At 72.9% G+C, this 26,043-nt stretch carries 27 protein-coding genes; 14 read left to right on the top strand and 13 right to left on the bottom strand.

What is annotated here, in order from left to right:
• Positions 1 to 305 precede the first annotated feature (305 nt).
• Positions 306 to 1,325 carry a helix-turn-helix domain-containing protein gene (locus F7P10_RS20330; RefSeq protein WP_151011102.1) on the bottom strand — a complete coding sequence of 340 codons (1,020 nt, stop codon included), beginning with the start codon at positions 1,323 to 1,325 and terminating at the stop codon, positions 306 to 308.
• A 95-nt stretch (positions 1,326 to 1,420) separates the two neighbouring features.
• Here F7P10_RS20330 and F7P10_RS20325 point away from each other — a divergent pair, with 95 nt between their 5' ends.
• The 3 genes from F7P10_RS20325 (at position 1,421) to F7P10_RS20310 (ending at position 4,295) form a co-directional block, all read left to right on the top strand.
• Complete coding sequence (locus F7P10_RS20325) at positions 1,421 to 1,894, top strand: rhodanese-like domain-containing protein (protein ID WP_151011099.1); 474 nt, start codon at positions 1,421 to 1,423, stop codon at positions 1,892 to 1,894.
• A 169-nt stretch (positions 1,895 to 2,063) separates the two neighbouring features.
• Positions 2,064 to 3,521, top strand: coding sequence for a DEAD/DEAH box helicase (locus F7P10_RS20320; protein WP_151011096.1), 1,458 nt, complete (start codon positions 2,064 to 2,066; stop codon positions 3,519 to 3,521).
• Between the two features lie 351 nt (positions 3,522 to 3,872).
• Positions 3,873 to 4,295 carry a hypothetical protein gene (locus F7P10_RS20310; protein ID WP_151011093.1) on the top strand — a complete coding sequence of 141 codons (423 nt, stop codon included), beginning with the start codon at positions 3,873 to 3,875 and terminating at the stop codon, positions 4,293 to 4,295.
• Between the two features lie 22 nt (positions 4,296 to 4,317).
• Here the strand turns inward: F7P10_RS20310 and F7P10_RS20305 are convergent, their stop codons facing one another.
• Both F7P10_RS20305 and F7P10_RS20300 read right to left on the bottom strand, forming a co-directional pair.
• A complete protein-coding gene (locus tag F7P10_RS20305; RefSeq protein ID WP_151011090.1) occupies positions 4,318 to 5,139 on the bottom strand; it encodes an acyltransferase in 822 nt (273 codons plus the stop codon).
• Positions 5,140 to 5,312: 173 nt separating this feature from the next.
• The gene (locus F7P10_RS20300; RefSeq protein ID WP_151011087.1) at positions 5,313 to 5,780 is read right to left on the bottom strand and encodes a hypothetical protein; all 468 of its coding nucleotides are present in this window, start codon (positions 5,778 to 5,780) and stop codon (positions 5,313 to 5,315) included.
• Between the two features lie 210 nt (positions 5,781 to 5,990).
• Here F7P10_RS20300 and F7P10_RS20295 point away from each other — a divergent pair, with 210 nt between their 5' ends.
• Both F7P10_RS20295 and F7P10_RS20290 read left to right on the top strand, forming a co-directional pair.
• A complete protein-coding gene (locus F7P10_RS20295; protein ID WP_151011084.1) occupies positions 5,991 to 6,515 on the top strand; it encodes a peptidylprolyl isomerase in 525 nt (174 codons plus the stop codon).
• 52 nt (positions 6,516 to 6,567) lie between these two features.
• Complete coding sequence (locus F7P10_RS20290) at positions 6,568 to 7,464, top strand: rhomboid family intramembrane serine protease (protein ID WP_151011081.1); 897 nt, start codon at positions 6,568 to 6,570, stop codon at positions 7,462 to 7,464.
• A 45-nt stretch (positions 7,465 to 7,509) separates the two neighbouring features.
• Here F7P10_RS20290 and F7P10_RS20285 read toward each other — a convergent pair whose 3' ends face one another.
• Positions 7,510 to 7,767 carry a cell division protein CrgA gene (locus F7P10_RS20285; RefSeq protein WP_254715920.1) on the bottom strand — a complete coding sequence of 86 codons (258 nt, stop codon included), beginning with the start codon at positions 7,765 to 7,767 and terminating at the stop codon, positions 7,510 to 7,512.
• 206 nt (positions 7,768 to 7,973) lie between these two features.
• Between F7P10_RS20285 and F7P10_RS20280 the strand changes: the two genes are divergently transcribed.
• The 3 genes from F7P10_RS20280 to F7P10_RS20270 are packed head-to-tail and all read left to right on the top strand — an operon-like array spanning position 7,974 to position 9,412.
• A complete protein-coding gene (locus F7P10_RS20280) occupies positions 7,974 to 8,630 on the top strand; it encodes a class E sortase (RefSeq protein ID WP_151011078.1) in 657 nt (218 codons plus the stop codon).
• Between the two features lie 12 nt (positions 8,631 to 8,642).
• Positions 8,643 to 8,855, top strand: a complete 213-nt coding sequence (locus F7P10_RS43395; RefSeq protein WP_151011075.1) for a hypothetical protein — start codon at positions 8,643 to 8,645, stop codon at positions 8,853 to 8,855.
• A complete protein-coding gene (locus tag F7P10_RS20270) occupies positions 8,852 to 9,412 on the top strand; it encodes an aminodeoxychorismate/anthranilate synthase component II (protein WP_151011073.1) in 561 nt (186 codons plus the stop codon). The genes F7P10_RS43395 and F7P10_RS20270 overlap by 4 nt, the downstream gene beginning before the upstream one ends.
• Positions 9,413 to 9,550: 138 nt before the next feature.
• Here the strand turns inward: F7P10_RS20270 and F7P10_RS20265 are convergent, their stop codons facing one another.
• Positions 9,551 to 10,120: a TetR/AcrR family transcriptional regulator gene (locus F7P10_RS20265; RefSeq protein WP_151011070.1), complete on the bottom strand. Its 570-nt coding sequence runs from the start codon at positions 10,118 to 10,120 to the stop codon at positions 9,551 to 9,553.
• Between the two features lie 60 nt (positions 10,121 to 10,180).
• Here F7P10_RS20265 and F7P10_RS20260 point away from each other — a divergent pair, with 60 nt between their 5' ends.
• The 3 genes from F7P10_RS20260 to F7P10_RS20250 all read left to right on the top strand — a co-directional run bounded on the left by F7P10_RS20260 (position 10,181) and on the right by F7P10_RS20250 (position 13,278).
• Positions 10,181 to 11,608, top strand: a complete 1,428-nt coding sequence (locus tag F7P10_RS20260) for an MFS transporter (RefSeq protein ID WP_151011067.1) — start codon at positions 10,181 to 10,183, stop codon at positions 11,606 to 11,608.
• Positions 11,609 to 11,719: 111 nt separating this feature from the next.
• Entirely contained in the window at positions 11,720 to 12,127 is a 408-nt protein-coding gene (locus F7P10_RS20255) for a YciI family protein (RefSeq protein ID WP_151011064.1), read from the top strand.
• 8 nt (positions 12,128 to 12,135) lie between these two features.
• The gene (locus F7P10_RS20250; RefSeq protein ID WP_151018170.1) at positions 12,136 to 13,278 is read left to right on the top strand and encodes an RNA polymerase sigma factor; all 1,143 of its coding nucleotides are present in this window, start codon (positions 12,136 to 12,138) and stop codon (positions 13,276 to 13,278) included.
• 21 nt (positions 13,279 to 13,299) lie between these two features.
• On the opposite strand, the gene F7P10_RS20245 is transcribed toward F7P10_RS20250, so the two are convergent.
• On the bottom strand, positions 13,300 to 13,524 hold the full coding sequence (locus F7P10_RS20245) for a hypothetical protein (protein ID WP_151011062.1): 225 nt from the start codon (positions 13,522 to 13,524) through the stop codon (positions 13,300 to 13,302).
• A gap of 18 nt (positions 13,525 to 13,542) precedes the next feature.
• The gene (locus F7P10_RS20240; protein WP_254715919.1) at positions 13,543 to 14,106 is read right to left on the bottom strand and encodes a TetR/AcrR family transcriptional regulator; all 564 of its coding nucleotides are present in this window, start codon (positions 14,104 to 14,106) and stop codon (positions 13,543 to 13,545) included.
• Positions 14,107 to 14,179: 73 nt separating this feature from the next.
• Between F7P10_RS20240 and F7P10_RS20235 the strand changes: the two genes are divergently transcribed.
• From F7P10_RS20235 to F7P10_RS20225, 3 genes are all read left to right on the top strand, one after another.
• Positions 14,180 to 15,073, top strand: a complete 894-nt coding sequence (locus tag F7P10_RS20235; RefSeq protein WP_151011059.1) for an NmrA/HSCARG family protein — start codon at positions 14,180 to 14,182, stop codon at positions 15,071 to 15,073.
• Positions 15,074 to 15,156: 83 nt separating this feature from the next.
• A complete protein-coding gene (locus tag F7P10_RS20230; protein ID WP_218040088.1) occupies positions 15,157 to 16,620 on the top strand; it encodes an MFS transporter in 1,464 nt (487 codons plus the stop codon).
• A 97-nt stretch (positions 16,621 to 16,717) separates the two neighbouring features.
• A complete protein-coding gene (locus F7P10_RS20225) occupies positions 16,718 to 17,236 on the top strand; it encodes a pyridoxamine 5'-phosphate oxidase family protein (RefSeq protein ID WP_151011053.1) in 519 nt (172 codons plus the stop codon).
• 67 nt (positions 17,237 to 17,303) lie between these two features.
• Here F7P10_RS20225 and pknB read toward each other — a convergent pair whose 3' ends face one another.
• From pknB to F7P10_RS20195, 6 genes are read right to left on the bottom strand one after another with little or no spacing between them, the layout of a single operon-like run.
• On the bottom strand, positions 17,304 to 19,151 hold the full coding sequence (gene pknB / locus F7P10_RS20220) for a Stk1 family PASTA domain-containing Ser/Thr kinase (protein ID WP_151011050.1): 1,848 nt from the start codon (positions 19,149 to 19,151) through the stop codon (positions 17,304 to 17,306).
• 29 nt (positions 19,152 to 19,180) lie between these two features.
• Complete coding sequence (locus F7P10_RS20215; RefSeq protein ID WP_151011047.1) at positions 19,181 to 20,851, bottom strand: serine/threonine-protein kinase; 1,671 nt, start codon at positions 20,849 to 20,851, stop codon at positions 19,181 to 19,183.
• On the bottom strand, positions 20,851 to 22,326 hold the full coding sequence (locus F7P10_RS20210; protein WP_151011044.1) for a penicillin-binding transpeptidase domain-containing protein: 1,476 nt from the start codon (positions 22,324 to 22,326) through the stop codon (positions 20,851 to 20,853). The genes F7P10_RS20215 and F7P10_RS20210 overlap by 1 nt, the downstream gene beginning before the upstream one ends.
• Positions 22,327 to 22,336: 10 nt before the next feature.
• On the bottom strand, positions 22,337 to 23,923 hold the full coding sequence (locus F7P10_RS20205; protein WP_151011042.1) for an FtsW/RodA/SpoVE family cell cycle protein: 1,587 nt from the start codon (positions 23,921 to 23,923) through the stop codon (positions 22,337 to 22,339).
• Positions 23,920 to 25,533: a Stp1/IreP family PP2C-type Ser/Thr phosphatase gene (locus tag F7P10_RS20200; protein ID WP_151011039.1), complete on the bottom strand. Its 1,614-nt coding sequence runs from the start codon at positions 25,531 to 25,533 to the stop codon at positions 23,920 to 23,922. Before F7P10_RS20200 ends, F7P10_RS20205 begins: the two co-directional genes overlap by 4 nt.
• Positions 25,530 to 26,036 carry an FHA domain-containing protein gene (locus F7P10_RS20195; RefSeq protein WP_151011036.1) on the bottom strand — a complete coding sequence of 169 codons (507 nt, stop codon included), beginning with the start codon at positions 26,034 to 26,036 and terminating at the stop codon, positions 25,530 to 25,532. Before F7P10_RS20195 ends, F7P10_RS20200 begins: the two co-directional genes overlap by 4 nt.
• Positions 26,037 to 26,043: the final 7 nt, after the last annotated feature.

The raw sequence follows: 26,043 nt of genomic DNA, 5'->3' as shown, positions 1-26,043 counted from the left end.
GACCTTGATCACGCCGGAGCCCTCAAGGCGGCCCGGGACCGGGACGCAACGGTCGGGACCGGCTGATCAGGGCATCGCGGCGGGGGAGCCGCGGAACGTCCGCCGGTACGCGGACGGCGACGTGCGCATCGCGCGGGCGAAGTGATGTCTGACGGCAGGCGGCGCCGACCGACGGCCGGAAGAGGCGGTTGGGGTGCGCGTCGCTCGACGCGCACCCCAACCGTCGGGCCCGGGGCGTTCCGTCAGTAACGACCACCCGGTGCTGCACGCCCTCCTCGACCTGGTCCCCTGAGGCCGGCGTGCCGCTACGGTTGCGCCGCCCGGTCCGGTCCGCGCCGGGTGCCGTCCGCGCGGAACGTCCGGCGGTACGCGGACGGCGACGTGCGCATCGCGCGGGCGAAGTGGTGCCGGAACGTCGCCGGGCTCTCGAACCCGACGGCCGCGCCGACCGCCTCGACCGGGAGCGTCCCGTCCTCCAGCAGCGGCAGCGCCGCCATGACCCGCTGTGCGATCACCCAGCGGAGCGGGCTGGTGCCGGTCTCCCGCGCGAAGTGCCGGACGAACGTGCGGTGCGACAGCCGCGCCTCCCGGGCCATCGCGGCGACCGTGACGGGCTCGGCGAGCCGCGCGAGCGCCCACGCCATGCTGCGCCCGACCGCGTCGTCGTCGCCGGGCCGGGGCCGGACCGGGGCCTCGACGAACTGGGCCTGCCCGCCGTCGCGGTGCGGCGGCACGACGAGCCGCCGCGCGACCGCGTTGGCGATCCGCGCGCCGTGGTCCTTGCGCACGAGGTGCAGGCACAGGTCGATTCCGGCGGCGCTGCCCGCGCCGGTCAGCACGTCGTCGCCGTCCACGTACAGGACGTCCGGCGTCACCCGCACCTTCGGGTGGCGGCGGCGCAGCAGGTCCGCGTGCCGCCAGTGGGTGGTGGCGGCGCGGCCGTCCAGCAGCCCGGCGGCGGCGAGCGCGAACGCGCCCGAGCAGATGGACACGATCCGCGCGCCGCGCGCCCGCGCGGCCCGCAGCGCCGCGACGATCGCGGGCGGGACGTCGCCGTGCACGTCCGGCACCGCGACGACGATGGCCGTGTCGGCGGCGGCGAACGTGTCGAGGCCGTGCCCGGCGGTCATCGTGAACCCGCCGACCGCCCGCATCGGGCCGGGGTCCGCGGAGCAGACGCGCAGGTCGTACCAGGGGACGCCCAGCTCGGGGCGGGGCAGCCCGAACACCTCGACGACCACGCCCAGTTCGAACGGCGCCATGCCGTCGAACGCGAGCACCGCGACGGTGTGGCGGCGGGCGGGGGAGAGCACGGGCCCGGACATGGCGTGATATTAGCGATGAATGGCATTCGTGCCACTGGCGGCGCCGTCTTCGCGACCTCGACAATCGGGACGTCCCCAGGAGAAGGAGCACCCCGATGAGCGCCGCCGCCCCCGCGAGCCCCGCCGCCGCCACGCCCCCCGCCGCCGAGGCCGTCCGGCACTTCGCCGCCCGGCTGGCGTTCGAGACCGACGCGTCCGACGTCGCCGCCGACCTGGACGCGCGCACCCCCGGCCTCGTCGTCGTCGACGCACGCGACGCCGCGAGCTGGGAGCAAGGTCACATCGCGGGCGCCGTGCACCTCCCGAAGGAAGAGATCGCCGAACGCGGCGCGGCGCTCGTCCCGGCGGGCGGTACCGTCGTCGTGTACTGCTGGGGGCCCGGATGCAACGGCGCGACGAAGGCGGCCCTGGCGTTCGCCGAGCTCGGCGTCCCCGTCAAGGAGATGATCGGCGGATTCGAGTACTGGGCGCGCGAGGGGTTCCCGGTGGAGTCGGGCGACGGGACGGTCGCGCGGCGCGCCCCCGACCCCCTCACGGCACCCGTCACGGGCGTCTCCTGCGGCTGCTGATCCGGACGGGAAGAATGTTCCGGCCGAGACGGGGCATAAGGAGGTCCCCCGGCGGCGTTAGACTGACCGAATCACTCTTTCGGCGCCCAACGCCAGGCTCGTCCTTGCAGCCCACGACAACAGAACCGTGGTGCCTCCCGAGACGTGCCCCCCTCTCGGAAGGTATTGCGTGACCACAGCCTCTGCTGCTCAGTACCCGTCGACCGACGCCGCCACCGCGGCCGAGGAGACGGTTCCCACCTTCGCCGAGCTCGGCCTCCCGGCCGCGCTGGTGTCCGCCCTGGCCCGCCAGGGCATCGACGCACCGTTCCCGATCCAGGCCGCCGCCATCCCCGACGTCATGGCGGGACGGGACGTCCTCGGGCGCGGCAAGACCGGATCCGGCAAGACCCTAGCGTTCGGGCTGCCGCTGCTCGCCCGGCTGTCCGGCCGCCGGGCCGCCCCCAAGCGCCCGCTCGCCCTCATCCTCGTGCCGACGCGCGAGCTCGCCCAGCAGGTCCAGCAGAACCTGGAGCCGCTCGGCCGCGGCCTCGGCCTGAAGTTCAAGACCGTCATCGGCCAGACCTCGATGTTCAAGCAGATCGACGCGCTGCGCCGCGGCGTCGAGGTGCTCGTGGCCACCCCCGGTCGCCTCAAGGACCTCATGCAGCAGGGCGCCTGCGACCTGTCCGACATCGAGATCGCGGTGCTCGACGAGGCCGACCACATGGCCGACATGGGCTTCCTGCCCGACGTGACCGACATCCTCGACCAGGCCCGCCCCGGCGGGCAGCGGCTGCTGTTCTCCGCGACCCTCGACAAGGACGTCGACGTCCTGGTCAAGCGGTACCTGGACGAGCCGGTCACGCACGCGATCGGCCCCGTCGACGAGTCCGTCGACACGATGGACCACCACCTGCTGCTCGTCGCCCCGAAGGACAAGGGTGCGATCACCGCCGAGATCGCCAACCGCGAGGGCCGGACGATCCTGTTCGCCCGCACCAAGCACGGCGTCGACCGGCTCGCCAAGCAGCTCGCCCAGGTCGGCGTGCGCGCGGCGGGCCTGCACGGCGGCAAGAGCCAGGGCCTGCGCACCCGCACGCTCGCCGAGTTCCGCGAGGGCAACATCAGCGTGCTCGTCGCGACCGACGTCGCCGCGCGCGGCATCCACGTCGACGACGTCAGCCTCGTCATGCACGTCGACCCGCCCGCCGACCACAAGGACTACATGCACCGCGCCGGACGGACGGCGCGTGCGGGCGAGCGCGGCACCGTCGTCACGCTCGTCCTGCCGCACCAGGTGCGCGCGACGTCCTCGATGACCCGGCGGGCCGGGATCAACGCGCCGCGCGTCCGGGTGGCCAGCGGCGACGCCGAACTGATCAAGCTGACCGGTGCGCGGCTGCCGTCCGGCATCCCGATCGAGGAGCCGCTGATCCCGGAGCGTCCGCGCCGCGAGAACGGCGGCGGGCGCGGCCGTCCGGGCGGCCGCCGCGGCGGCTACGGCGGCCGGGGCGGCGAGCGCCGGGGCGGCGGCCCGCGCAGCGGCAGCGGCGGCGGTTCGCACGCCGGCCGGCGCGGCGGGTCCGGCTCGTACGGCGGCAAGCGCGGCGGCGGCGGCGACCGCAGCGCGGCCCGCTACAACTGAGCGTCCGCCCGACCCATCGTCGAACGGTCCCGCCCCGGTTCGCCCGGGGCGGGGCCGTTTCACGTGAAACGCGCGCCGCGGCGTCCCGCGCTTCCGCCCGTCCGCCGGTCCGCCGGTCCGCCCGGCCGGTCGGCAGTCCGCCCGCCGCTCGGCCCGCTCGTCCGCCCGCCCGGCCGTCCGCCCGGCCGTCCGTCCGCCCGCCCGGTAGTCCGTCCGCCCGGCCGGCCGGCAGTCCGCCCGGTCGGCCGCCCGGCCGTCCGCGCGTTCGTTCGGGGTCGACGCTCGCGCCTGGAACGCGCTGTTCATCCGGAACGTCCAAGGTGCTGCGCTGGAACGATCCTTGGAGGGCCGATGGCGTACCCCCAGCCCGGTCACGGGCCCGCCGCGCCGGCCGGCACCGTCGTGATCCGGATGCGGCCGTTCGTGATGGCCGGCTACCGCGGGCGGGGCCTGCCGGTGCTCGCCCAGGTGGGGCACTCGACGGTACGGATAGAGCCCGGCGACACCCTGGTGCCCCTGCCGCCGGGGGTGTGGCCGGTGTACGTCTGGTGCTCGTACTTCGGCATCAAGGTGGGGAGGGCTGAGATGACGGTCGACACGCGCGCCGGGCATCCCGTCCTGCTGCACTACGCGCCCCCGCACACGATCTACGGGCACGGCGCGCTCGCCTACGAACCCGTGGAGCGCCCGGGGAAGGGCGGGCTCCTGGCGATCTACGGCATCGCGTTCGGCGTCGTGCTGGTCGCGGTGCTGCTCGCGGCCCTGTTCGCCTGAGCCGGCCGGGACCGGTCGCGGGTCAGCCGGTCTCCTCGCGGACGTCCTCCGCGTCGGCGCCGCCGTTCGCTTCGTGTTCGGCGCGCAGGCGGTCCTGGAGGAGTTGCAGGCCGTCGAGCCCGTCGACGGACAGCGCGGCCAGCTCGTCCAGCGACATCAGCGGGTTCGAGCGCAGCGGCGGCTGCCAGCCCTCCTCGGGGTCGTGGCTGCGCAGCACCTTCGCGGGGACGCCGCCGATGACCGAGTGGTCGGGGAACTTGCCGCGGACGACCGCGCCGCCCGCGACCGCCACGTTCCGGCCGAGCCGGGTGCCGGGCAGGACGACCGCGCCGGTGCCGATCCAGCAGCCGTCCCCGATGACCACCGGGTTGTTCTCCGGCCACTGCCGCCCGATCGGCACGCCGAGGTCGGCGTAGCTGTGGTTCTGGTCGGTGATGTACACGTTCGGGCCGGTGAAGACGTCGTCGCCGATCTCGATCGACTGGTGGCCGACGATGTGCGTCCCGCGCCCCAGGGAGCAGCTCGACCCGATCTTGACGACGATGTCGGGCCCGAGATCGAGGCCCGGCACGAACCCGGCCGAGATCGTGACGTGCGTCCCGACGAGGGTGTGGTCGCCGATCGAGATCCACGGTTCGCCGTAGAGCGCGCCGACCGGGAACCCGATGCACGCGCCCTCGCCCAGGTAGGCGAAGCGGCGGCCGCCGTGGGTCTGCGGGGTGATCTCGCCGTGCCGCTGGATCCACTCCCAGGTCCGGTGGACGGCGGTGTGCAGGCCCCGGCGGGCCCGGTCCCCGACGAGGACGCCCAGTCGCCGCGGCACCGAGCGGGATTCTGCCGACATGCGGTTCACCGTACCGGTTAGTAGGGGGTGCCGTACCGGGAGGGCGGCACGGAAAGCGGCACGGAAAGCGGCACGGAAGCCCGCACGGGGGGCGGCAACGGAAAAGGCCCGGTCCTCGCGGACCGGGCCCTCTTCCACTGAGCCTTACGCATGCACGCGACCGGTGCGGCCGGTCAGTGCGGGGAATGCACCCGGCCGTCGGCATCGGCACCGCTGACGGTCATGGAGTCGGCGGAGGTGGCCTCCCCCTCCTCCTCCGAACGGCCCGCCATCTCGCGGATCGCGCCGCGCCGGGTCATCACCACGCCCGCCGCTCCGGCCGCGAGCGCCGCCCCGGTCATGGTCATCACCATGGCGGTGGACGGCCGGTTGCGCCGGGGCGGTTCGACCTTGTGAGCCATGTCGTTCATGAAAGTGCTCACCCGCGGCGCGAGACCCGTTTCCACGTAACGGGCCGCCCGCCGCAGCCTGGGCGCGCTCCAACCGCGGGCGACCAGGACGCGCTCGCTCGCGGCGGGCATGATCCGGTCGGCCGCCATCGTGGCCTGCCGCCGGCACACCGCCGCACCCTGGGTCGCCGCCTGCCGTGCACGCTCGTATCCGGTGTACACGCCGTCCTGCGGCCTGCGACGGATACTCATCTTTAGGGACACGCTAACCTCCCTGTTTGCGAGGTCCTGTCTGCAGCCTTCCCGTACATCGGAGGGTAAACACCGTGCGAGTGACCGTCTGGCCGCGTAGGGTGACGGTTTCTGCTATGCCGGACACCGCACGGTTTCGCGGCACGGACCGGCCGAACTGCACGAACGCCCACCGGACGGCATCGTCCGGACGACCATGAGGAGGCCCACGTGGCCAACGAGATCTTCGCGACCCTCGACACGACGCAGGGCAAGATCGTCATCCAGCTTTACCCGGACCAGGCACCCGAGACGGTCGCCAACTTCGTCGACCTCGCCGAGGGCAACAAGGTCTGGACGGACCCGAACACCCGGCAGAAGACCGAGAAGCCCCTCTACAACGGGACGATCTTCCACCGGGTCATCGACCAGTTCATGCTGCAGGGCGGCGACCCGCTCGGCAACGGCACCGGCGGCCCCGGGTACGAGTTCGGCGACGAGTTCCACCCGGACCTGAAGTTCGACCGGCCGTACCTGCTGGCCATGGCCAACGCCGGGCCCGGCACGAACGGCTCGCAGTTCTTCATCACCACCAACGTCGCCAACACCCGGCACCTCACCGGCCGGCACACCATCTTCGGCAAGGTCATCGAGGGCACCGACGTCGTCGACAGGATCGGCCAGGTCCCGACCGGTGCGATGGACCGCCCGAAGGAGGACGTCGTCATCCGCACGGTGACGATCGAACGCCGTTAATCGTTGGCAGAGTAGAGAGGGTGAGAGCCCGCGCCGCGCGACCGGAGTACGGATGAGCACAGAACAGAGTCCCGCGCCCGACACCTCGGTGCCGACCTGCTACCGGCACCCGGGCCGGGAGACGTACGTGCGCTGCACGCGGTGCGACCGCTACATCTGCCCGGACTGCATGCGCGACGCGGACGTCGGCCACCAGTGCGTGGAGTGCGTCGCCGAGGGCAACCGGGACGCGCACAAGAGGGCGCCCCGCACCGCGATGGGCGCCCGCGCGGCGGCGTCGTCCACTCCGGTGGTGACGTACTCGCTGATCGGCGCCTGCATCCTGGTGTACCTGTTCGAGCGCTCGTCCCGCGAAGTCGTGTTCGACTACATGATGGTCGGGCTCGGCCTGCTCGACGGCGAGCTCGTCGGCGTCGCGGAGGGCCAGTGGTACCGGCTCGGCACCTCGATGTTCCTGCACCAGACCGAGGGGTCGTTCGGCATCACCCACATCCTGTTCAACATGTGGGCGTTGTGGGCGATCGGCCCCGCCCTGGAACAGGTGCTCGGACGGTGGCGCTACCTCGCCCTGTACCTGCTGTCGGGGCTCGGCGGCTCGGTGCTGCTGTACCTGGTGGCGCCCGGCGAGGCCGCGGTGGGCGCGTCCGGCGCCATCTTCGGACTGTTCGGGGCCTTCTTCGTGATCGGCCGCCGGATGCGCGCCCCCACCGGCCCCATCGTGTTCCTGCTGGTGATCAACCTGATCATCACGTTCTCCGTGCCGGGGATCTCCTGGCAGGGACACGTCGGCGGGCTGGTCGTGGGGGCCGCGCTCGCCGCCGCGTACGCCTACGCGCCGAAGGCGCGCCGCCTCGCCGTCCACGTCGCGGCGCCCGTCCTCACGCTGGTGCTGCTGGGCGTGCTCGTGGCGGTCAAGACGGCGGACCTGTCCGCGCAGTACGGGCTCTAGGCCCGGCGAGGCCCTGCGGGGTGGCCCGGGGGCGCGTCCCCCGGGCTACCTCCACTTCGTGGACAGGATGACCCCGAGGATGATGGCCGTGAACCCGATGCCGAGGTTCCAGTTGTGCAGGTCGGTCATGAACGGGATCTCGGTGCCGGTACTGGCCGTGACGTAGAAGACCGCGATCCAGATCAGCCCGACCAGCCAGAGCGTGATCATGGTGGGCACCAGCCAGCGCGGGCTGACCTCGGGCGCCTTGGACTTCTGCGGAGGCGTGTAGACCGCCTTCTTGCGCACTTTCGACTTGGCCACGGTGGTCGATCTCCTCGGGCGTCCGGCGGCCGGGGCGCCGGACCGCGCATGGGTGCTTTGTCGGTTAGCGTATCCGCTGGGGTGCAGCGTACGGTCCCCAGCGCGAGGAAGCATCATCCCAGCTTTCACGCTACCGGTGGGAGACCCGCCGCCGAGCCGTTCGGCGACGGGAACGGCGTGCCGTTCGGCGAAGAGGAGGACGCGCGGTGCGGACGGTGATCCGCGGGCTCGGTGAACTGTGCATCACCGCCGGGCTGGTCCTCATGCTGTTCGTGACCTACGAACTGTGGGGGACCGGCCAGTACACGCGGGACCAGCAGGATCGCCTCACCGACCAGCTGCTCGACCGGTGGAAGGCCGACGAGGTCACCACCGAGAAGGTCGAGATCGGCGCCGGCATCGCGATGATCCGGGTGCCCGAGTTCGGGGACGACTACGGCTTCGTCGTCGTCGAGGGCGTCGAGCGCGACGACCTGCGCAAGGGCCCCGGCCACTACCCCGGCAGCGCCATGCCGGGCGAGGTCGGCAACTTCGTCCTCTCCGGCCACCGCACGACGTACTCCGCGCCGTTCAGCGACCTCGGCGAACTCGAGCGCGGCGACGAGATCCTCGTCGACACGCGGGAGAAGCAGTACGTCTACGAGGTCACCGGCCGCGACATCGTCGAACCGTCGGCGGTCGAGGTCACCGCGCCCGTCCCGTACCACCCGGGGAAGAAGGCCAGGGAGCGGCTCATCACCCTCACCACCTGCCATCCGAAGTACTCCGACGCCGAACGGATGATCGTCTTCGGGGAGCTGACCGCCGCGAAGCCGCGCGTTCCGTCCGCCGCGGCGCCGCAGGCGGGACGCGCCGCCGAGTAGGAGGAGGGGCCCGTGTACGCATGGATCTGGCGCCGGCTGCCCGGCGCGTGGCACACCAAGCTCGCGGTCGCGGGCGCCGCCGTCCTCGCGGTCGCCGCCGTGCTGTGGAACGTCGTGTTCCCGTGGGTGGAGCCGAAGGTCCAGTTCGACCACGGCGTCGTCACCGGCACGCCGTCGCCGTCCTCGGGTTCGTCGTCGGAGCCGCCGGGGCCGGGCATCCCGTGAGCCCGCGCGTCCTCGTCGTGGACAACCACGACAGCTTCGTCTTCAACATCGTCCAGTACCTGCGGGAACTGGGCGCCGACTGCCGCGTGGCGTCCCGGACGGACGTGCGCGTCGCCGACGCCGCGGCCGTGGACGGCGTCCTGCTGAGCCCCGGCCCCGGCCATCCGGCGGACGCGGGGGTCTGCCTCGACCTCGCCCGGTCGGGGGCGCCGGTGCTCGGCGTGTGCCTCGGCCACCAGGTCATCGCGCACGCGCACGGCGCCACGGTGTCCCGCGCGTCCGAGATCGTGCACGGGTCGGCGAGCCTGATCTCGCACGACGGCCGGGGCGCCTTCGCGGGCCTGCCGGACCCGTTCCCCGCGACCCGGTACCACTCGCTCGCCGTCGAGGCCGCGACCGTCCCGGACGTCCTGGAGGTCACCGCCCGGACCCCGGACGGCGTCGTCATGGGCCTGCGGCACCGTTCGGCGCCCGTCGAGGGCGTCCAGTTCCACCCGGAGTCGGTCCTGTCGGTCGGCGGCCACGCACTGCTGCGGAACTGGCTCGACACGCTCTGACCTGGGCATTCCCGGCAACCAGAAAATTCTGGTTGAAATCCGTAACGTCTGGGCGCCCAGGGCCGAAGACCATATCGAGGGCTTCCGCCATTGCCCCCGAGTGGCGGAAGCCCTCTCTGCTCGCCACCGCCCGGCGCGTCACCGCCGGTTCGCGAGGACGGCGACCGCCCCGGCCACCTGGTCGGCGGTCGGCATCGACTCCGGCGACAGCAGCGCCTGCTGCACGTACCCGACGATCAGCGCGTGCACGAGCGCGCCGAGGCCCCGCACCGTCGCGTCGTCCACCTCGCCCCCGTCGACGCCCAGCACCATCGCCGCCAGCTCCCGGCGCCCGCGCTCGACCGACTCCAGCAGCGGTCCGCGCACCTCCGCGCTGAACTGTGCCTCGGTGTACGCCTGCATGCTCGCGACGAGCAGGTCCCGCTGCCGGGGGATCGCGGCGAACAGCTCGGCCATGCAGACCCGCAGCCGCTCCGCCGGGCTCGCCTTCCCGGCCGCCCGCACCGCGGCCTCGATCGTGTCGCCCCACTCGTCGCTGGCCTGGAGCACCGCCACCGCCATCAGGTTGTCCTTCGAGCCGAAGTGGTACCCGATCGAGGCCAGGTGCGCGCCCGACACGGCCGCGATGTCGCGCGCCGTCGTCCGGCTGTAGCCCTTCTCGGCGAGGCAGATCCGGGCGCCCGCCAGCAAGTCCTCACGCTGTCCCATCCGGCCATTGTACGTACGTACGTTTTGACATCGCGATTTGTACGTACGTACGATCACGCCATGCGCGTGACCGTCCTCCTGCTGCCCGCACTGCTCGTCTCGATGGACCTCTCGATCCTGTTCGTCGCCGCCCCGTCGATCTCCGCCGCGCTCACCCCGACCGGCACCGAGTGGCTGTGGATGATGGACGTCTACGGCTTCGTCATGGCCGGACTGCTGATCACCATGGGCTCCCTCGGCGACCGCATCGGCCGCCGCCGCCTCCTGCTGATCGGCGCCGCGCTGTTCGGCGCCGCGTCCGCGCTCCTCACCCTCGCCACCGAACCCTGGACGTTCGTCCTGGCCAGAGCCCTGCTCGGCATCGGCGGCGCCACCCTCGCCCCCTCGACGCTCTCCCTCATCCGCGGCCTCTACCCGGACGAGCACCGGCGCCGCCGCGCCGTCGGCGCCTGGACGGTCGCGTTCACCGGCGGCTCGGTCGCCGGGCCCGTCATCGGCGGCGTCCTGCTCGAGCACTTCTGGTGGGGCTCGCTCTTCCTGATCAACATCCCGGTCATGCTGCTCCTGCTGGTGACGGCCCCGTTCCTCCTCGGGGAGTCGAAGAGCCCGCACCGCGCCCGGTTCGACCTGCCCGGCGCCGCGCTGTCCCTCCCCGCCGTCCTCGGGCCCGTCCTGGCGATGAAGCACGCGGCCTCGCACGGCCCGGACGCCCGCGCGGTGACGGCCGCCGCGGTCGGCGCGGCGTTCGCCGCCGCGTTCGTCGTCCGCCAGCGGCGCGCCGCGCACCCGCTGATCGACGTCCGGCTGTTCCGCGCGCGTGCGTTCTCCGCCGCGATCGCCGCCAACACCGCGATCGCGCTCGCCGCCTCCGGCGTCGGCGTCCTCGCGTTCACGTTCATGCAGGCCGTGCACGGGCTGAGCGCCCTGCACGCCGCGCTCGCCGCACTGCCGACCTTCGCCGGGACGATCGCCGGGGCGACGCTCGCGGGCGCGCTCGCACCGCGCGTCCGTCCGGCCCTCCTCCTCGCGTCCGGTCTCGCGCTCGTCGCCGCCGGGTTCGCCGTCATCGCGCAGATCCGGGCGGACACGTCGCTGTGGGCGTTCATCGCGGGCTACGCGATCCTGACCGTCGGCGCGGGCGTCACCGGGACCCTGGCCAACGGCCTCATCCTCGGCACCGCGCCCCCCGAGCGCGCGGGGGCGGCGGCCGGCGTCTCCGAGACCGGCACCGAACTCGGCGCGGCGCTCGGCATCGCCGTCCTCGGCACGGCCGCCACCACCGTCTACCGCATCGCGATGGAGGACACCGCGGCGACCGGCCCCGCGACCGAGACCATCGCGGCCGCCCTCGCCGAACCCGGCCTCGCCGACGCCGCCACGGCCGCCTACACCAGCGGTGTCACCACGGCGGCCGGCATCAGCGCGGCCGTCCTGCTCCCGGTCATCGCGCTGGTCGCGTGGGCACTGCGCGGCACCCGGCCGTCCTGACGCCACGTCCGCCCAAAAAACTTCGCACGGCGATGTCGAGAACCCGTGACCGGCTCCGTCCCAGGTGTGAACGCGACCAGAATGGGTCGTACCAGCACCGAGGAGAACACCATGGCCAAGTACCTGCTGCTGAAGCACTACCGCGGCGCCCCGGCTTCGGTCAACGACACGCCGATGGACCAGTGGACGCCCGAGGAGATCTCGGCCCACGTGCAGTACATGGACGACTTCGCCAAGCGGCTCGAGCAGACCGGCGAGTACGTCGACAGCCAGGCGCTCTCCCCCGAGGGCACGTTCGTCCGGTACGACGGCGAGGGCCGCCCGCCGGTCACCGACGGCCCGTTCGCCGAGACCAAGGACCTCATCGCCGGGTGGATGATCATCGACGTCGACGGCTACGAGCGGGCCGTCGAACTGGCCGGGGAGCTGTCGGCCGCCCCCGGTGCGGGCGGGCGCCCGATCCACGAGTGGCTCGAGCTGCGCCCGTTCTACGGCGTGCCGGCCACCATCACCGAGTGACTGCTCCGGTGGACGAGGCCCTGCTCCGGAGCCTCATACCGGACGTCCTCGGCGTCCTCGTCCGCCGCGGAGCAGACTTCGCAGCGGCCGAGGACGCCGTCCAGGACGCCCTGGTGGAGGCGGTCCGCACCTGGCCGGACGACCCGCCGCGCGACCCCAAGGGCTGGCTGGTCACCGTCGCCTGGCGCCGGTTCCTCGACGCGACCCGGGCGGACGCCGCCCGGCGCCGCCGCGAGGACCTCCTCGACGAGGAACCGGCGCCCGTGCCCGCGCCCGCGGCGGACGACACCCTCCAGCTCTACTTCCTGTGCGCCCACCCGTCGCTGACGCCGTCCTCCGCCGTCGCGCTCACCCTGCGCGCCGTCGGCGGGCTCACCACCCGCCAGATCGCGCGGGCCTACCTGGTGCCCGAGGCGACCATGGCGCAGCGGATCAGCCGGGCCAAACGCACCGTTTCCGGGGTGCGGTTCGAGCGTCCGGGCGACGTCGCCACCGTCCTGCGCGTCCTCTACCTGGTCTTCAACGAGGGCTACTCCGGCGACGTCGACCTCGCCGCCGAGGCCGTCCGGCTGACCCGGCGGCTCGCGACCGAGTTCGACCACCCCGAGGTGGCGGGACTGCTCGCCCTCATGCTGCTGCACCACGCCCGCCGCGCCGCCCGCACCGCCCCGGACGGCGCCCTGGTGCCGCTCGCCGAACAGGACCGCACCCGCTGGGACACCGCGTCGATCGCCGAGGGCATCGAGATCCTGCAGGCGGCGCTCGTCCGCGACCGGCTGGGCGAGTACCAGGCCCAGGCGGCCATCGCGGCCCTGCACGCCGACGCCCCCACCGCCGCGGAGACCGACTGGGTGCAGATCGTCGAGTGGTACGACGAACTCGCGGCCCTCACCGGCAGCCCGATCGTCCGGCTCAACCGGGCGGTCGCCGTCGGCGAGGCCGACGGCCCGCGCGCCGGGCTGGCGGCCCTCGCGGCGGTGGACGACACGCTGCCCCGGCACACGGCGGTCGCCGCGTACCTGCACGAGCGCGACGGCGACCTGCCGACCGCCGCGCGGCTGTACGCCGAGGCCGCCGGGAAGGCGTCCAACCTGGCCGAGCGCGATCACCTCACCCGCCAGGCCGCCCGCCTCAACCAAAGGCCCCGCTGACGGCCGGGCCCGATCGCGCGATCAGGGACGGGACGCCCGTGCCTGGATGCCGTCGAGGATCACGTCGAGACCGTCCTCGAACCGGTTCCGGCCGGCGGGCGGTTGCGGGTGGCGCACCGGCCGGGCCGGCCTCGGGAAGGCGTCGAGGTCGGTGTCGCGGAGCCGGTGGCGCCAGGAACGTCCGGGGTCGTCGTCGGCTCCGGCCTCGCGGTCGCCGAGGGCATCGCGGGGGATGGTGGCGGGCATCGCCGGGCCTGAGGGCGGTCAGGACGGGCGGAAGCCGTCGAGGCCGAAGGCCAGGAGGCGTTCGGCCTGGGCCGGGGTGCTCTGCTCGCCCGCCCAGGCGGACGCCGTCACCAGCGCGTACACGTCCTCGGCGGTGACGTCCGGGCGGACCTCGCCGGACGTCACCGCCCGTGCGACCAGCTCGTCCCCGGCGGCGAGGACGGCCTTGCAGGCGGCGTGGAGTTCGGACGTCTCGTCCTCGACGGCCTCCATCATCGTGGCGCCGAGCCCCCGGTAGGCGGCGGCGTGCGCCATGGCGGCGCGGGCCCAGGCGGCGAGGCCCTCGAAGGGCGGGGCGGCGAGCGACTCGGCGCCGGTCGCGGCGAGGGCCCGCATCCGGTCGCCCATCAGCGCCTCCAGCAGCGCCCGCCGGTTGGGGAAGTGCCCGTAGAGCGTGCCGTTGGCGACCCCGGCCCGGCGCGCGATCTCCTCGAGGGAGAAGTCCGCGCCGTGCTCGGCGAACGCGGTGCGCGCCTCGGCCAGCAGGCGTTCGCGGTTGCGGCGGGCGTCCGCGCGCATGCGGCGCGGCGGCGGTGCGTTCACGGGAGCCTCCGGTGGCGAAGTCGAGACTGTCTCGATATATTTCTCGAGACGGTCTCACCTTAATGGAGGTGCCATGTCGGCGAAACGAGCGCCCGTCCTGGTGGTCGGTGCCACGGGACGGCAGGGCGGCGCGGCCGTCCGGCATCTACGGGCGGACGGGTGGACGGTCCGGGCCCTCGTGCGCGACCCCGGTTCGGCCGCGGCGCGCGAGCTGGCCGCGGCGGGCGCGGAGCCGGTGCGCGGCGACCTGGACGAACCCGGCGGGCTCAAGGCGGCCATGGACGGCGCCCACGGCGTCTTCGCCGTCACCCCCGACGACCAGGACGCCGAGCGCGAGATCCGGCGTGGACGAGCGGTGGTGGACGCGGCGGCCGAGTCCGGGATCGCCCACCTGGTCTTCGCGTCCGTGGGCGGCGCCGAGCGGGACACCGGCATCACCTACTGGGAGAGCAAGCGGGCGATCGAGCGGCACATCGAGGCGACCGGGCTGCCCGCGACCATCCTGCGGCCCGTCCGGTTCATGGAGAACCACACGATTCCCGGGCTGCCGTTCGGCGGCATCACCCCCGACGGCGTCCTGCGCCACCTGTTCGACCCCGAGGTCCCGGTGCAGCTCGTCGCCGTGACCGACATCGGCGCCTTCGCCGCACTCGCGTTCGCCGACCCGGACGCCTACGTCGGTGCGGCCCTGGAGCTGGCGGGGGACGAGCTGACCCCCGAGGCCACCGTGGACATGATCTCCCGGTACATCGGACGGACGATCACCTACGAGCGGGCCGACGCGGCGGAACTCGCGCTCGACACGAACCTCGCGCGGGCGTTCGCCTCCCAGCGCGGGATCTGGCGGGCCGACATCGCCGACCTGCGCCGCCGCCGTCCGGCGCTGCTGGACTTCGCGGGGTGGCTCGACGGCGGCGGCGCCGCGGCCGTCGCAGCCGTCCTGCACGAGAGTTCGACCGCCGGTTGAGGGTTCGCGGCCGGTCGGCCCTGCTAGGCGGGGCGGTGGTCGCGAAAAGGTTCCGGGGCGACTCCAACGCAACGATGGAGGTCATGGATGTCGGAGACAAGAAAACCCAGGTGACCGGGCCCGCGCCCGCCACCGCGGCGCGACGGCCGTGGACGCTGGCCGTGGTGAGCGCGGCGCAGCTCCTGGTGGTCCTGGACGGGACGATCGTGAACATCGCGCTGCCGTCCGCGCAGCAGGCGCTCGGCATGTCGGACGGGAACCGGCAGTGGGCGATCACCGCGTACGCGCTGGCCTTCGGCGGGCTCCTGCTGGTCGGCGGGCGGATCGGCGGCGCGCTCGGGCACCGGCGCGCGTTCCGCGCCGGGCTGGCGGGGTTCGCGGCCGCGTCCGCGCTGGGCGGGGCGGCCACCGGGCCGGAGATGCTGTTCGGGGCACGGGCCGCGCAGGGTGCGTTCGCCGCGCTGCTCGCCCCCGCGGCGCTGTCGCTGCTCGCGATGACGTTCACCGGCGCCCGCGAGCGCGGGCGGGCGTTCGGGGTGTTCGCGGCGGTCGGCGCGGCGGGCTCGGCGGTCGGCCTGATCGCCGGTGGCCTGCTGACCGAGTACGCCGGCTGGCGATGGTGCCTCTACATCAACGTGCCCATCGCGCTGCTCGCGGCGGTCGGCGCGGCGCGGGTGCCCGCGGACCGTCCGCTCGCCGACCGGGGACGGCTGGACGCCGCCGGTGCGCTGCTCAGCCTCGCCGGGTTCGGGCTGGCGGTGTACGCGTTCGCGCGCGCCGAATCCCTCGGATGGGGCTCGCCCGAGGTGCTCGGGCCGCTGGTCGCCGGGGTGCTGACGCTGGCCGCTTTCGTCGCCGTCGAACGGCGCGCCTCCGATCCGCTGCTGCCGATGCGGGTGCTCGCCCACCGGATCCGGGCGGGCGCGTTCCTCGCGATCACGCTGATGTTCGTGGCGATGTTCGGGTTCTACCTGTTCATGAGCTACTACGCGCAGGGGGTGCTCGGCTACTCGCCCGTCGAGACGGGCCTGACGCTGATCATCAACGCGGTGGCGGCGCTGGCCGGGTCCGTGCTCGTCGCCGGGAGGCTGCTCGGGCGGGTGCCGCCGGGTGCGCTGATCATTCCGGGGCTGCTGGCCGCCGCCACCGGGATGCTGGTGCTGACCGGCCTTCCGGCGGACGGCACCGACATGTTCGTCCGGTACCTGGTCCCCGCGATGGCGCTGACCGGGCTGGGGCTCGGCTGCGTGATGCCGCCGACCGCCGCGCTGGCCACCGAGGGCATGCGCGGGCACGACATCGGGGCCGCCTCGGCGGCCTACAACGCGGCCCAGCAGCTGGGCGCCGCGCTCGGCACGGCGCTGCTGAACACCCTGGCGGCGAGCGCCGGTGCCGCCTACCTCGCCGCGCGCCATGACGCGTCACCGGACGCGGTCGCGGTGCACGGCTACACGACCGCCTTGGCGGTCGCGGCGGGCGTCCTGCTGGCCGCCGCGTCCCTCACCGCGGTGCTGATCTTCACCCGGAAAAGAAAAGCCGACACATGATGTCAGGTTTTCCGGCGAGCATGGTTCCGTCGGCCGGCGTCGACCGTGGACGCCGCGACCCGCGACCCGCGAGCAGCCCGAACAGACAAGGAACCCGATGCGCGAAACACCGGCAGAGCTCGAGGAACTCCAGCGCCTCCTCGACGCGTCGCTCTCCCGCTCCACCACCCACCTGCGCTCGATCGTCGCCGAGCGCACCACGACCGCCGAGCGGCTCACCCGGATCCTCACCGGCATGTGCGTCCTGACCCTGTCGACCGTGACGGCGAAGGGCGAGCCGCGGGTCAGCGCCGTGGACGGGCACTTCCTGCACGGCAAGTGGCACTTCGGCACGGCGCGCACCGCCGCGAAGGCCCGGCACCTCGCCGCCCGTCCGGCCGCCAGCGCCGCGCACCTGCGCGGCGAGGAGCTGGGCGTGTTCACGCACGGGACGGTGGAGATCCTCAACCCGCGGGGCGGTGAGCCCGCGGCCGACTGGCCGTACCTGCTCGCGTACTTCAAGGACACCTACGGCGAGGACGCCTTCGACTGGGACGGCGAGGTCGTCTTCTACCGGCTGCACCCGCACTGGATGGCCGTCTACGCCCCCGACGACGGCAAGCTCACCGCCGGGTGACGCCCGGTGCCGGAACGCCGGACGCGGCCGCGGGGACGTCCCCGCGGCCGCGTCCGCGCGCGGTGCGTCAGTCGTCGTTCGGCGGGAAGCCCGGGAGGTTCGGGCCGGTCGGGGTGGACGGCGTCGGCGTCGGGTCCGGCTTCTTCGCGACGAAGATCGTCACCGTGTCGCCGGGGGCGACGGTCGCGTTCGCGCCGGGCGACTGCTGGTAGACGAACCCGATCGCGACCGCCTTGTCCGGCGGCGCGACGCCCTCCTGCACGTCGACCTTCAGCCCGAGCTCCTCGAGCTTGGCCGTGGCGGCCCGCTTGCTGCTGTTGTACAGGTCCGGCACCTTGACGGTGCTCGGGCCGTTCGACACGTACACCGTCACGTCCGACTTCACCGGCGCCTTCGAACCGGCGGGCGGGTCGGTGCGGATCACGTTGCCGCGCGGCACGTCCTCGCTCGTGGCGACCCTCCGCTCGGGGTCGAAGCCGAGCTCCTTGAGGCGGCTCTCCGCCGACGACGCGGGCTGCCCCGCGAGGTCGGGGATCTCGCGCTCCTCCGGCGGCTTCTTGCCGAGGGAGACCGTCAGGTTGACGGCGGTGCCCTCGGCGACCTCGGTGCCGGGAGCGGGGTCCGTCGCCATGACGGCGCCCTTCTCGGCCTCGTCGCTGTACTCCTCCTTGGCGTCCCCGACCTTGAGGCCCGCCTGGGTGAGGGCGGCCTGGGCATCGTCGGCGGTCATGCCGACGATGCTCGCCGGAACCGCCACCTGCGTCGGCTCCTCCTTGCCGCCGCCCCCGCTCATGAACCAGCCGACGAGCGCCGCGCCGCCGATGAACACGACGGCGAGCGCCGCCCAGAGCGCGACCTTCTTGCCGGTGCCGCCCCGCTCGGGGCCGTCGTCGTCGTAGTGGACGGGCGGAAGCCCGTAGCCGTCGCCGTACCCGTCGTTGTAGCCGTAGCCGTCGTCCCTCGGCCGCTGCATCTGCGTGTGCGGCGGGCCGGCCGGGTACGCGCCCATCACCTGGGTGCCCTGCGGCTGATGCCCGCCCATCATCATGGTGGACGCCGCCGTGGACGCGACGGGCTGGCCCTGCAGCACCCGCTGCAGCTCCTGCCGGAAGTCCGTCGCGGTCTGGTAGCGGTTGTCCGCCTCCTTCGCCATCGCCTTCAGGACGATCGCGTCGGCCCACTGCGGGATCTGCGGGTCGATCTGGGACGGTGGGACGGGCTCCTCCCGGACGTGCTGGTAGGCGATCGCGACCGGGGAGTCGCCGGTGAACGGCGGCCGTCCGGTCAGCAGCTCGTACAGCACGCAGCCGGTGGAGTAGATGTCGCTGCGGGTGTCGACGCGCTCGCCCCGCGCCTGCTCGGGCGACAGGTACTGCGCGGTGCCGATCACCTGCGCGGTCTGCGTCATGGTCGCGGCGGAGTCGGCCATGGCGCGGGCGATGCCGAAGTCCATGACCTTGACCTCGTGATTGCGGGTGAGCATCACGTTGGCCGGTTTGATGTCGCGGTGCACGATCCCGCCGCGGTGGCTGTAGTCGAGCGCGCGCAGGATCCCGTCGGTGACCTCGAGGGCCTTCTCCGGCACCAGCGCGGTGTTCTCCCGGAGGAGGTCGCGCAGGGTGCTGCCGTCCACGTACTCCATGACGATGTACGGGATGGAGGTTTCGCCGATCATGTCCTCGCCGGTGTCGTACACGGCGATGACGGAAGGGTGGTTCAGGGACGCGGCGGACTGCGCCTCGCGCCGGAACCGGGCCTGGAACGTGGGGTCGCGCGCCAGGTCGGACCGGAGCGTCTTCACGGCGACGGTCCGGTCGAGACGCAGGTCGCGGGCACGGTAGACCTCGGCCATGCCGCCGCGCCCGATCACCGAATCGAGCTCGTAGCGGCCGCCGAGCAGCCGAGGTTGACTCATATGTGCACTTTCCCTCGTACGTCTACACCTTAATTCCCCGAACCTAGCCCCACGCTCTGGCCGGCAGAGGGATCTGGGGTCGGAGTTGACGGACTCGTGGTGACGTCCGTCGGTGACGGTGTCGGCTCGGTGTGTGTGGGAGTCGCACCGGGCGTTGTCGTGGTCGGTCTGTGTGTCGGTGACGTGCCGCCCGTCCCTGGCGTTGACGGGGGCGGAGCAGGCGTCGTCGGACGGATCCTATGCGTCCCGTGTCGCTTCGTGACAGTGGGCACCGGTCTGCGGTTCTGGGGCGCCGGCCGGGGGGTCGTCGGGGCCGGCGTGGCGGACGTGGCGGACGGCTCGACCTCGTCCTCGCGGACGGGGACGAACGTGGACGTCTCGGTGGGGCTTCGCCCGTCCTCGGCCGTATCGGCACCGCGGCCGACCCAGAACGAGCCGAACACGATGGCGCCGACCAGAACCGCGGCGGCGATCGAGCTGTACGCCAGTGCCGTGCGACGCTGCCCGGGCACTGTCCCGTCGGAGAGGCTATCCGTACCGTCGCGCGCGTCAAATCCTGGCAAAGGGGCCGTACCGCGCTTCGGAGGCGCATTCGGGCGCCCGTGGGCACCGGACCGCCGTCCGATCCTCGCCGGAGCGCGCCGCCGCGTCCCGCGCCGCCCCGCGCCCGTCCCGGACGATCTGGGCGCGCCGGACGCCACGCGGGTGCCGGGCGCCTCGCGCGTCCCGGAAGGCTTCGGCGCCCCGGTCACCCTGGGGGCTTCGCGGGCCTGCGGCTCCGGCGTCCGCGGGGCCGGGGGCGGCCCGAACACGCCGCCGGCCGAATCCGGGCGGGCGGCGCCGTGGGCCGCACCCGCCGCGCTGGCGCGCATCGCCCGTCCGGTGCTGAGCGACGCCCGGATCCGCAGCGCCCGGTCCGCCACCGCCGTGGCGCTCGGCGGGCGATCGTCCGGCGACTTCGCCAGCATCTCCATGATGAGCGCGCGCGCCGGCTCCGGCACGTGCGCGGGCAGCGGCGCGGGCGCGTCCCGCACGTGCTTGAGCGCGACCTCCACCGGCGTCGCGCCGTCGAACGGCGGCGAACCGACCAGGCACTCGTACGCCACCACGCCCAGCGAGTACAGGTCCGCGGCCGGGGTCAGCTCCCCGGCGGACGCCTGCTCCGGCGAGATGTAGTGCGCGGTGCCCATGACCATGCCGGTCTGCGTCTGCGACGCCTCCGCGAGCCGCCGCGCGATCCCGAAGTCGGTCAGCTTCAGCGTCCCGGTCGGGGAGACCATCAGGTTCGCGGGCTTGACGTCGCGGTGCACGATGTCCGCGTCGTGCGCGGCGGCCAGTGCCCGTCCCGCCTGCACCAGCAGGTCCAGGACGGCTTCCAGCGGGAGCCCGCCGTCCCGCGCGAGGATCTCGTCGAGCGGCTCGCCCGGCACCAGCTCCATCACCAGGTAGGTGCGGCCGTGCTGCTCGCCGAAGTCGTAGGCCCGCGCGATCCCGTTGTGCCGCAGCGCCGCCGCGAACCGCCCCTCGGCCTCGAACCGCCACCGGGCCCGCGCGTCGTCGTCCAGTTCCACGCGCAGCAGCTTCACCGCGACGTCCCGGCCGAGCCGCTCGTCGCGGGCCCGCCAGACCTCGCCCATCCCCCCGGTGGCCAGCCGCTCCAGCAGCCGGTACCGGTCGTTCAGGACGAGGCCCGCGCTCACTACTTCAGCACCTGCCGCATGATGGCGCCCGCCACCGGACCGGCGCCGTTCGCACCGCCGCCCGGACCCTCGGTCATGACGGCGAACGCGTACTTCGGATCGTCCACCGGGCTGAACCCGACGAACCAGCGGGCGTTCGGGATGCCCTCGCCCTGCTCGGCGGTACCGGTCTTACCGGCGATGTTCATGCCCTGCAGGTTCGTCGCGGTGCCCTCGGTGACGACGCCGCGCATCCAGTCCTGGAGCTCCTTCGCCTGGTCCTCGGACATCGCCTTCTTGTACTCGCTCGGGTCGGCGCTGTAGACCTCGCTCTGGTCCTGCGCCAGCCCCTTCTCCACCACGTACGGGTTCATGATCACGCCGTCGTTCGCGACCGCCGCCGCGACCATCGCCATCTGCAGCGGCGTGGACGTCACGTTCTGCTGGCCGATGCCGGACCGGGCCGTCGCGTCCTGGCCGGTCTTGACCTCTTCGCCCTGCTCGTTGAGGTGGCTCACCGGAATCGCGCTCTGGGCGGCGAAGAAGTCCGGCTCGATCTCGACGCGTTCGCCGAAACCGAACTTCTTGCCGCCCTCGTTCACCTTCTCGATGGTGAGCTCCAGCGCCATCCGCCCGAACGAGGTGTTGCAGGACTCGATGAACGCGGCGCGCAGCGGCGCCGAGGAGCCGCAGGCCCCGCCCTCGTGCGAGTTCGGCAGCGTCTGTCCCGACTCCGGCAGGACCAGCTTGCTGGTGTCCTGGTTGCTGGAGCCGTCCAGGCCGAGCTCGGACATCCCCAGCGCCGACATCAGGATCTTGAAGGACGAACCGGGCGGGAACGTCTGGCTCAGCGCGTTGTCGACCAGCGGCTTCTGCACGCCGTCGCCCTCGTTGAGCTGCTCCAGCCGCTCGCCGCTCTTCTCGTTCCGCGGATCGTTCGCGAACTGGTTCGGGTCGGCGGACGGCCACGACGCCGCCACCTTCAGCGCGCCCGTCTCCACGTCCATCACCACCGCGCCGCCGCGGCGGCCCGGCGACGTCGCCTGCTTCAGCCGCTCGTACGCGGTGCGCTGCGCGTCCGTGTCGATCGACAGCTCCAGGTCGGCGCCCTCGGCGGACTTGCCGATGAACGTGTCGAACCAGCGCTGGTTCTTGATCCGGCTGTCGTCCCCGGACAGCAGCCCGGAGTACGCGCGCTCCACCTGCGTGGAGCCGCCCTGGAAGTAGCCGGTGACCGGGAAGAAGACCGCGCCGTCCTTGTAGAACCGGCCGTACTCCTCGTCGTCGATCTCCTTGGACGACACGAGGACCTCGCCGCCCGCGCTGATCTGCCCGCGCGGCGTCTTGAAGATGTCGGCGTACAGGCGCGGGTTGTTCGCGTCCGTCCGCAGATCCTCGGCCTGGCTGCCCTGCACGTAGTTGACCTGGGCCATCAGGCCGAAGATCAGCAGCAACGCGAAGATCGCCACGCGCCGGAGCGGCTTGTCCATGTTCATGGGCGGCGGATCACCTCGTGCTCACGATCTGGGTCATTCCCTCGTCCTGGATCGCCTGCGGCGCGGGCTTGCGGGCGTCATGGCTCATCCGCACCAGGATCGCGATCAGGATCCAGTTGGCCATCATCGACGAGCCGCCCTGCGACAGGAACGGCGTCGTCAGACCCGTCAGCGGGATCAGCTTCGTGACACCGCCCACGATCACGAACACCTGCAGCGCCAGGACGAACGACACGCCGCCCGCGAACAGCTTCAGGTACGAGTCGCGCGCCGCCAGGGCCGTCTTCATGCCGCGCTGCACGATCAGCCCGTACATCAGCAGGAGCGCCATCAGGCCGGTCAGCCCGAGCTCCTCGCCGATCGAGGTGAAGATGAAGTCGCTGAACGCCAGCGGCGTCCGCCACGGCTCGCCCTGGCCGAGGCCCGTGCCGAGCACGCCGCCCTCGCCCAGCGAGAACAGCCCCATCATCAGCTGCCGGCTGTCGGAGAAGGCGCCGCCCAGTTCCGCGCAGGCCGCCGTGCCCGGGAACTGGGAGCCCTGCGCCGCGAACTTCTCGTAGATCTCGGTGTTCGGGTTGACCGGGACGACCTCGCCGCTGTCCAGCAGGCAGCCGCCGTCGAAGTACGCCGTCGGGTTCTGCCAGATGCTGATCCGCTGGTCGACGTGGCCCATGAACGGGAGCTGCATCGCGACGAACACGCCGACCGCCAGCAGCCCGAGCCCGATCATGATCCACGACAGCCGCTGCGTCGCGATGTACAGCATCGACACGAACAGGCCGAAGAACAGCAGCGCCGTCCCGAGGTCCTTCTGGATGAACAGGACGCCCAGGCAGAAGAACCAGATCACCAGGACGGGCCCGAGGTCGCGCAGGCGGGGCAGGCTCAGCGGGCCGAACTTCTTGCCGATCAGCGACATCGCCTGCCGCTTGTTCACCAGGTAGCCGGCGAAGAACGCGACCATCATCAGCTTCGCGAACTCGGCGGGCTGCAACCCGCCGACGCCGGGGATCTGGATCCACACCCGCGCGCCGTTGACCGTGTTCCCCAGGCCCGGGACGACCGGCAGCAGCAGCATGATGATCGCGCCGAGCCCGATGAGGTACGTGTAGCGCTGCGCGGTCTTGGGCGTGAACGACAGCGGCGCGTCGCTCTTGTCGGTGTCCCGCATGATCAGCAGGGCCGCGACGAACATGCCGATGCCGACGAACGTCCACATCAGCTGGTCCGCCGCGTTCGCGGCGTCCTCCAGCGTCCGGCCGTTCAGCGCCGCCTGCTTCCAGTCCGCGCTGGTGTCCAGGTCGAGCCGGTAGATCGTCGCGAAGCCGATGCCGTTCAGCGCCACCGCGAGCGGCAGCAGCACCGGGTCGGCGTACGGCGCGAACTTCATCTGCACGAAGTACGCCGAGACGGCCAGCACCACGAGCCCGCCGCCGTAGCCGAACATCCCCGCCGGGATGCTCCCGTCCCGGGCGAGTCCGACCTCCGCGAACGCCGAGAGCGTCAGGACCATCGCGAAGACCAGCAGGACCAGGGACGCGGCGTTCCGCCGCTGGTACGGCAACCGTGCCCTGATCTGCTCCCCGAGCGAACTCACCTGGGCGTCCCCCCGTCGGACGGACACCCCTCGATCTGCGGGTCGTTCGACTTGCAGGCTTCCCGGTTGTCGCTCAGCTCCTCCAGCTTCGCCTCCGCCTCCTGCTGCCCGGCGAAGACCAGCTTCAGGTCGGTGACCGCGGCGGCGTCCTGGGCGGGCAGCTCGCTGACCGGGATGTCGGTGTGCCGGATCTTCTTCTGCTCGCAGTTCTGCTGCAGCTCACCGCCCGAGACGGCGCCCTTGGCGATGATGACCTTGCCGTCCTCGACGGTCACGACGAACTTGCACACGCTCTTCTGCAGCTGCGCGACCGCGCCGGGACCCTCGACGGTGTAGGTGCCCTCGACCTTCTGCCGCTGCGCCTGCGGCAGGTTCTCCAGCATGATCGGCGGCTTCGGCTGGTCCTTCGCCGCCGCCTTGCGGGACAGGTCGAGCCCCACCACGTCCTGCGACGTGCCCCGGAACAGGACGACCTGCCCGTTCTCGGCGCCGATGTAGTAGCCGCTCTTCACGTTCTGCAGCAGCACGAAACCGCCCGCGCCGATCCCGAGGACGACGACCCCGGCGACCACCAGCAGCCACGTCCACCTCCGGACACCGCCGCCCCGCCTCGCCTTCGCGGGCGCCGGCTGCGGCATCGCGCCCGGCGCGGGCGCCTGCTCGGCCATCGGGTCGTGGGCCGGGTCGGCCGCCGCCATCGGGGGCGGCATCTCGTCCACCGCCACCGGCGGCTGCGGGCGCGTCTCGCGCAGCTGCGCGGCCCGTCCGGCCGGGGTGTCGGCGGGGCCCGCCGGCATCGTCGTGCCGGGGCCGCCGGACGGCTCCGGCGGCGACGCGTTCGCCGCCGCCCCGACCGCCTGCCCGGGCCCGCCCGTCGGGGGCTGCCGGTCCAGGTCGACGACGTCCGCCACCACGCACGTGATGTTGTCCGGGCCGCCGCCCCGGTTCGCGAGGTCGATGAGCTGCCGGACGGCCTGGTCCGGCTCGTCCACGTCCGTCAGCACCTGGAAGATCGTCTCCGCGGTGACGACGCCCGACAGGCCGTCCGAGCACAGCAGGTACCGGTCGCCCGCCTGCGCCTCGCGCAGGGACAGGTCCGGGTCGACCTCGCCGCGGCCGTCCAGCGCCCGCAGCAGCAGCGACCGCTGCGGGTGCGACGCGGCCTCGTCCGGGCTGATGCGCCCCTCGTCCACCAGCGACTGCACGAGCGTGTGGTCGTGCGTGATCTGGAACAGGCTGCCGTCCCGCAGCAGGTAGGCCCGCGAGTCGCCGATGTGGACGAGCGCCACCTGGTCGCCCGCCCAGAGCATCGCCGTCAGCGTCGTGCCCATGCCCTGCAGCGCCGGATCGGACTCCACGATCCGGTGCAGGTTGTCGTTGGCCGCCTTGACGGTGTGCTCCAGCGCCGCCAGCAGCTCGTTCGCCGGCAGGTCCTTGTCGAGGCGGCGCAGCGCCTCGATGGCCGCCGCGCTGGCGATCTCCCCGCCGACGTGCCCGCCCATCCCGTCGGCCACGGCGAGCAGATGCGCGCCCGCGTACGCCGAGTCCTCGTTGCCCTCGCGCAGCATGCCGACGTCGGAGCGCGCGGCGTAGCGGATTCCCAGTGTCATTTGCGCAGCTCGATCACGGTCTTGCCGATACGAATCGGAACGCCCGGCGGGACCGGCATCGGCCGGCTCACCTTCGTGCGTCCCAGGTAAGTCCCATTGGTCGAACCGAGATCTTCCACGATCCACTGACCGTCCTGCGCGTATATGCGGGCATGCGTGGTCGAAGCGTAGTCGTCGGTCAAGACCAGTGTGGAGTTGTTCGCCCGGCCCATGGTGATGGGTACCCCGGTGAGGTCGATGACGGTTCCTGCCCGCTCGCCCTGCACGACGACGAGTTTCGTCGGCGCTCCCTGCTGGGCGCCGGCCTGCGGCGGCGGCTGCGGTGCGCGCGGCGGCCGCGCCGCCGCCTTCTGCGGGCGCGGCGAAGCGGCCCGCGAGGCCGCCCGCGTGGCGGCCTTCGAGCCGAACAGGTCGGCCCTGATCACGCCGACGGCCGCGATGACGAAGAGCCAGAGCACCGCGAGGAACGCCAGCTTGATCAGCGTGAGGGTGAATGGGGACATCGGAGTC

The sequence above is a fragment of the Actinomadura sp. WMMB 499 genome (genome assembly GCF_008824145.1).
GTDB lineage: Bacteria > Actinomycetota > Actinomycetes > Streptosporangiales > Streptosporangiaceae > Spirillospora.
Note: the sequence above shows the minus strand (reverse complement) of the source record. Positions and strands in the feature narration are given on the sequence as shown.

Coding starts and splice junctions, on each gene's coding strand:
- F7P10_RS20255 (WP_151011064.1), top strand. CDS start 11,720: ATGGCCAAGTACCTGCTGCTGAAGCACTACCGCGGCGCCCCGGCTTCG.
- F7P10_RS20265 (WP_151011070.1), bottom strand. CDS start 10,120: ATGGGACAGCGTGAGGACTTGCTGGCGGGCGCCCGGATCTGCCTCGCC.
- F7P10_RS20200 (WP_151011039.1), bottom strand. CDS start 25,533: ATGACACTGGGAATCCGCTACGCCGCGCGCTCCGACGTCGGCATGCTG.
- F7P10_RS20235 (WP_151011059.1), top strand. CDS start 14,180: ATGTCGGCGAAACGAGCGCCCGTCCTGGTGGTCGGTGCCACGGGACGG.
- F7P10_RS20210 (WP_151011044.1), bottom strand. CDS start 22,326: ATGAACATGGACAAGCCGCTCCGGCGCGTGGCGATCTTCGCGTTGCTG.
- F7P10_RS20195 (WP_151011036.1), bottom strand. CDS start 26,036: ATGTCCCCATTCACCCTCACGCTGATCAAGCTGGCGTTCCTCGCGGTG.
- F7P10_RS20225 (WP_151011053.1), top strand. CDS start 16,718: ATGCGCGAAACACCGGCAGAGCTCGAGGAACTCCAGCGCCTCCTCGAC.
- F7P10_RS20305 (WP_151011090.1), bottom strand. CDS start 5,139: ATGTCGGCAGAATCCCGCTCGGTGCCGCGGCGACTGGGCGTCCTCGTC.
- F7P10_RS20290 (WP_151011081.1), top strand. CDS start 6,568: ATGAGCACAGAACAGAGTCCCGCGCCCGACACCTCGGTGCCGACCTGC.
- F7P10_RS20260 (WP_151011067.1), top strand. CDS start 10,181: ATGCGCGTGACCGTCCTCCTGCTGCCCGCACTGCTCGTCTCGATGGAC.
- F7P10_RS20230 (WP_218040088.1), top strand. CDS start 15,157: ATGGATGTCGGAGACAAGAAAACCCAGGTGACCGGGCCCGCGCCCGCC.
- F7P10_RS20310 (WP_151011093.1), top strand. CDS start 3,873: ATGGCGTACCCCCAGCCCGGTCACGGGCCCGCCGCGCCGGCCGGCACC.
- F7P10_RS20330 (WP_151011102.1), bottom strand. CDS start 1,325: ATGTCCGGGCCCGTGCTCTCCCCCGCCCGCCGCCACACCGTCGCGGTG.
- F7P10_RS20325 (WP_151011099.1), top strand. CDS start 1,421: ATGAGCGCCGCCGCCCCCGCGAGCCCCGCCGCCGCCACGCCCCCCGCC.
- pknB (WP_151011050.1), bottom strand. CDS start 19,151: ATGAGTCAACCTCGGCTGCTCGGCGGCCGCTACGAGCTCGATTCGGTG.
- F7P10_RS20300 (WP_151011087.1), bottom strand. CDS start 5,780: ATGAGTATCCGTCGCAGGCCGCAGGACGGCGTGTACACCGGATACGAG.
- F7P10_RS20245 (WP_151011062.1), bottom strand. CDS start 13,524: ATGCCCGCCACCATCCCCCGCGATGCCCTCGGCGACCGCGAGGCCGGA.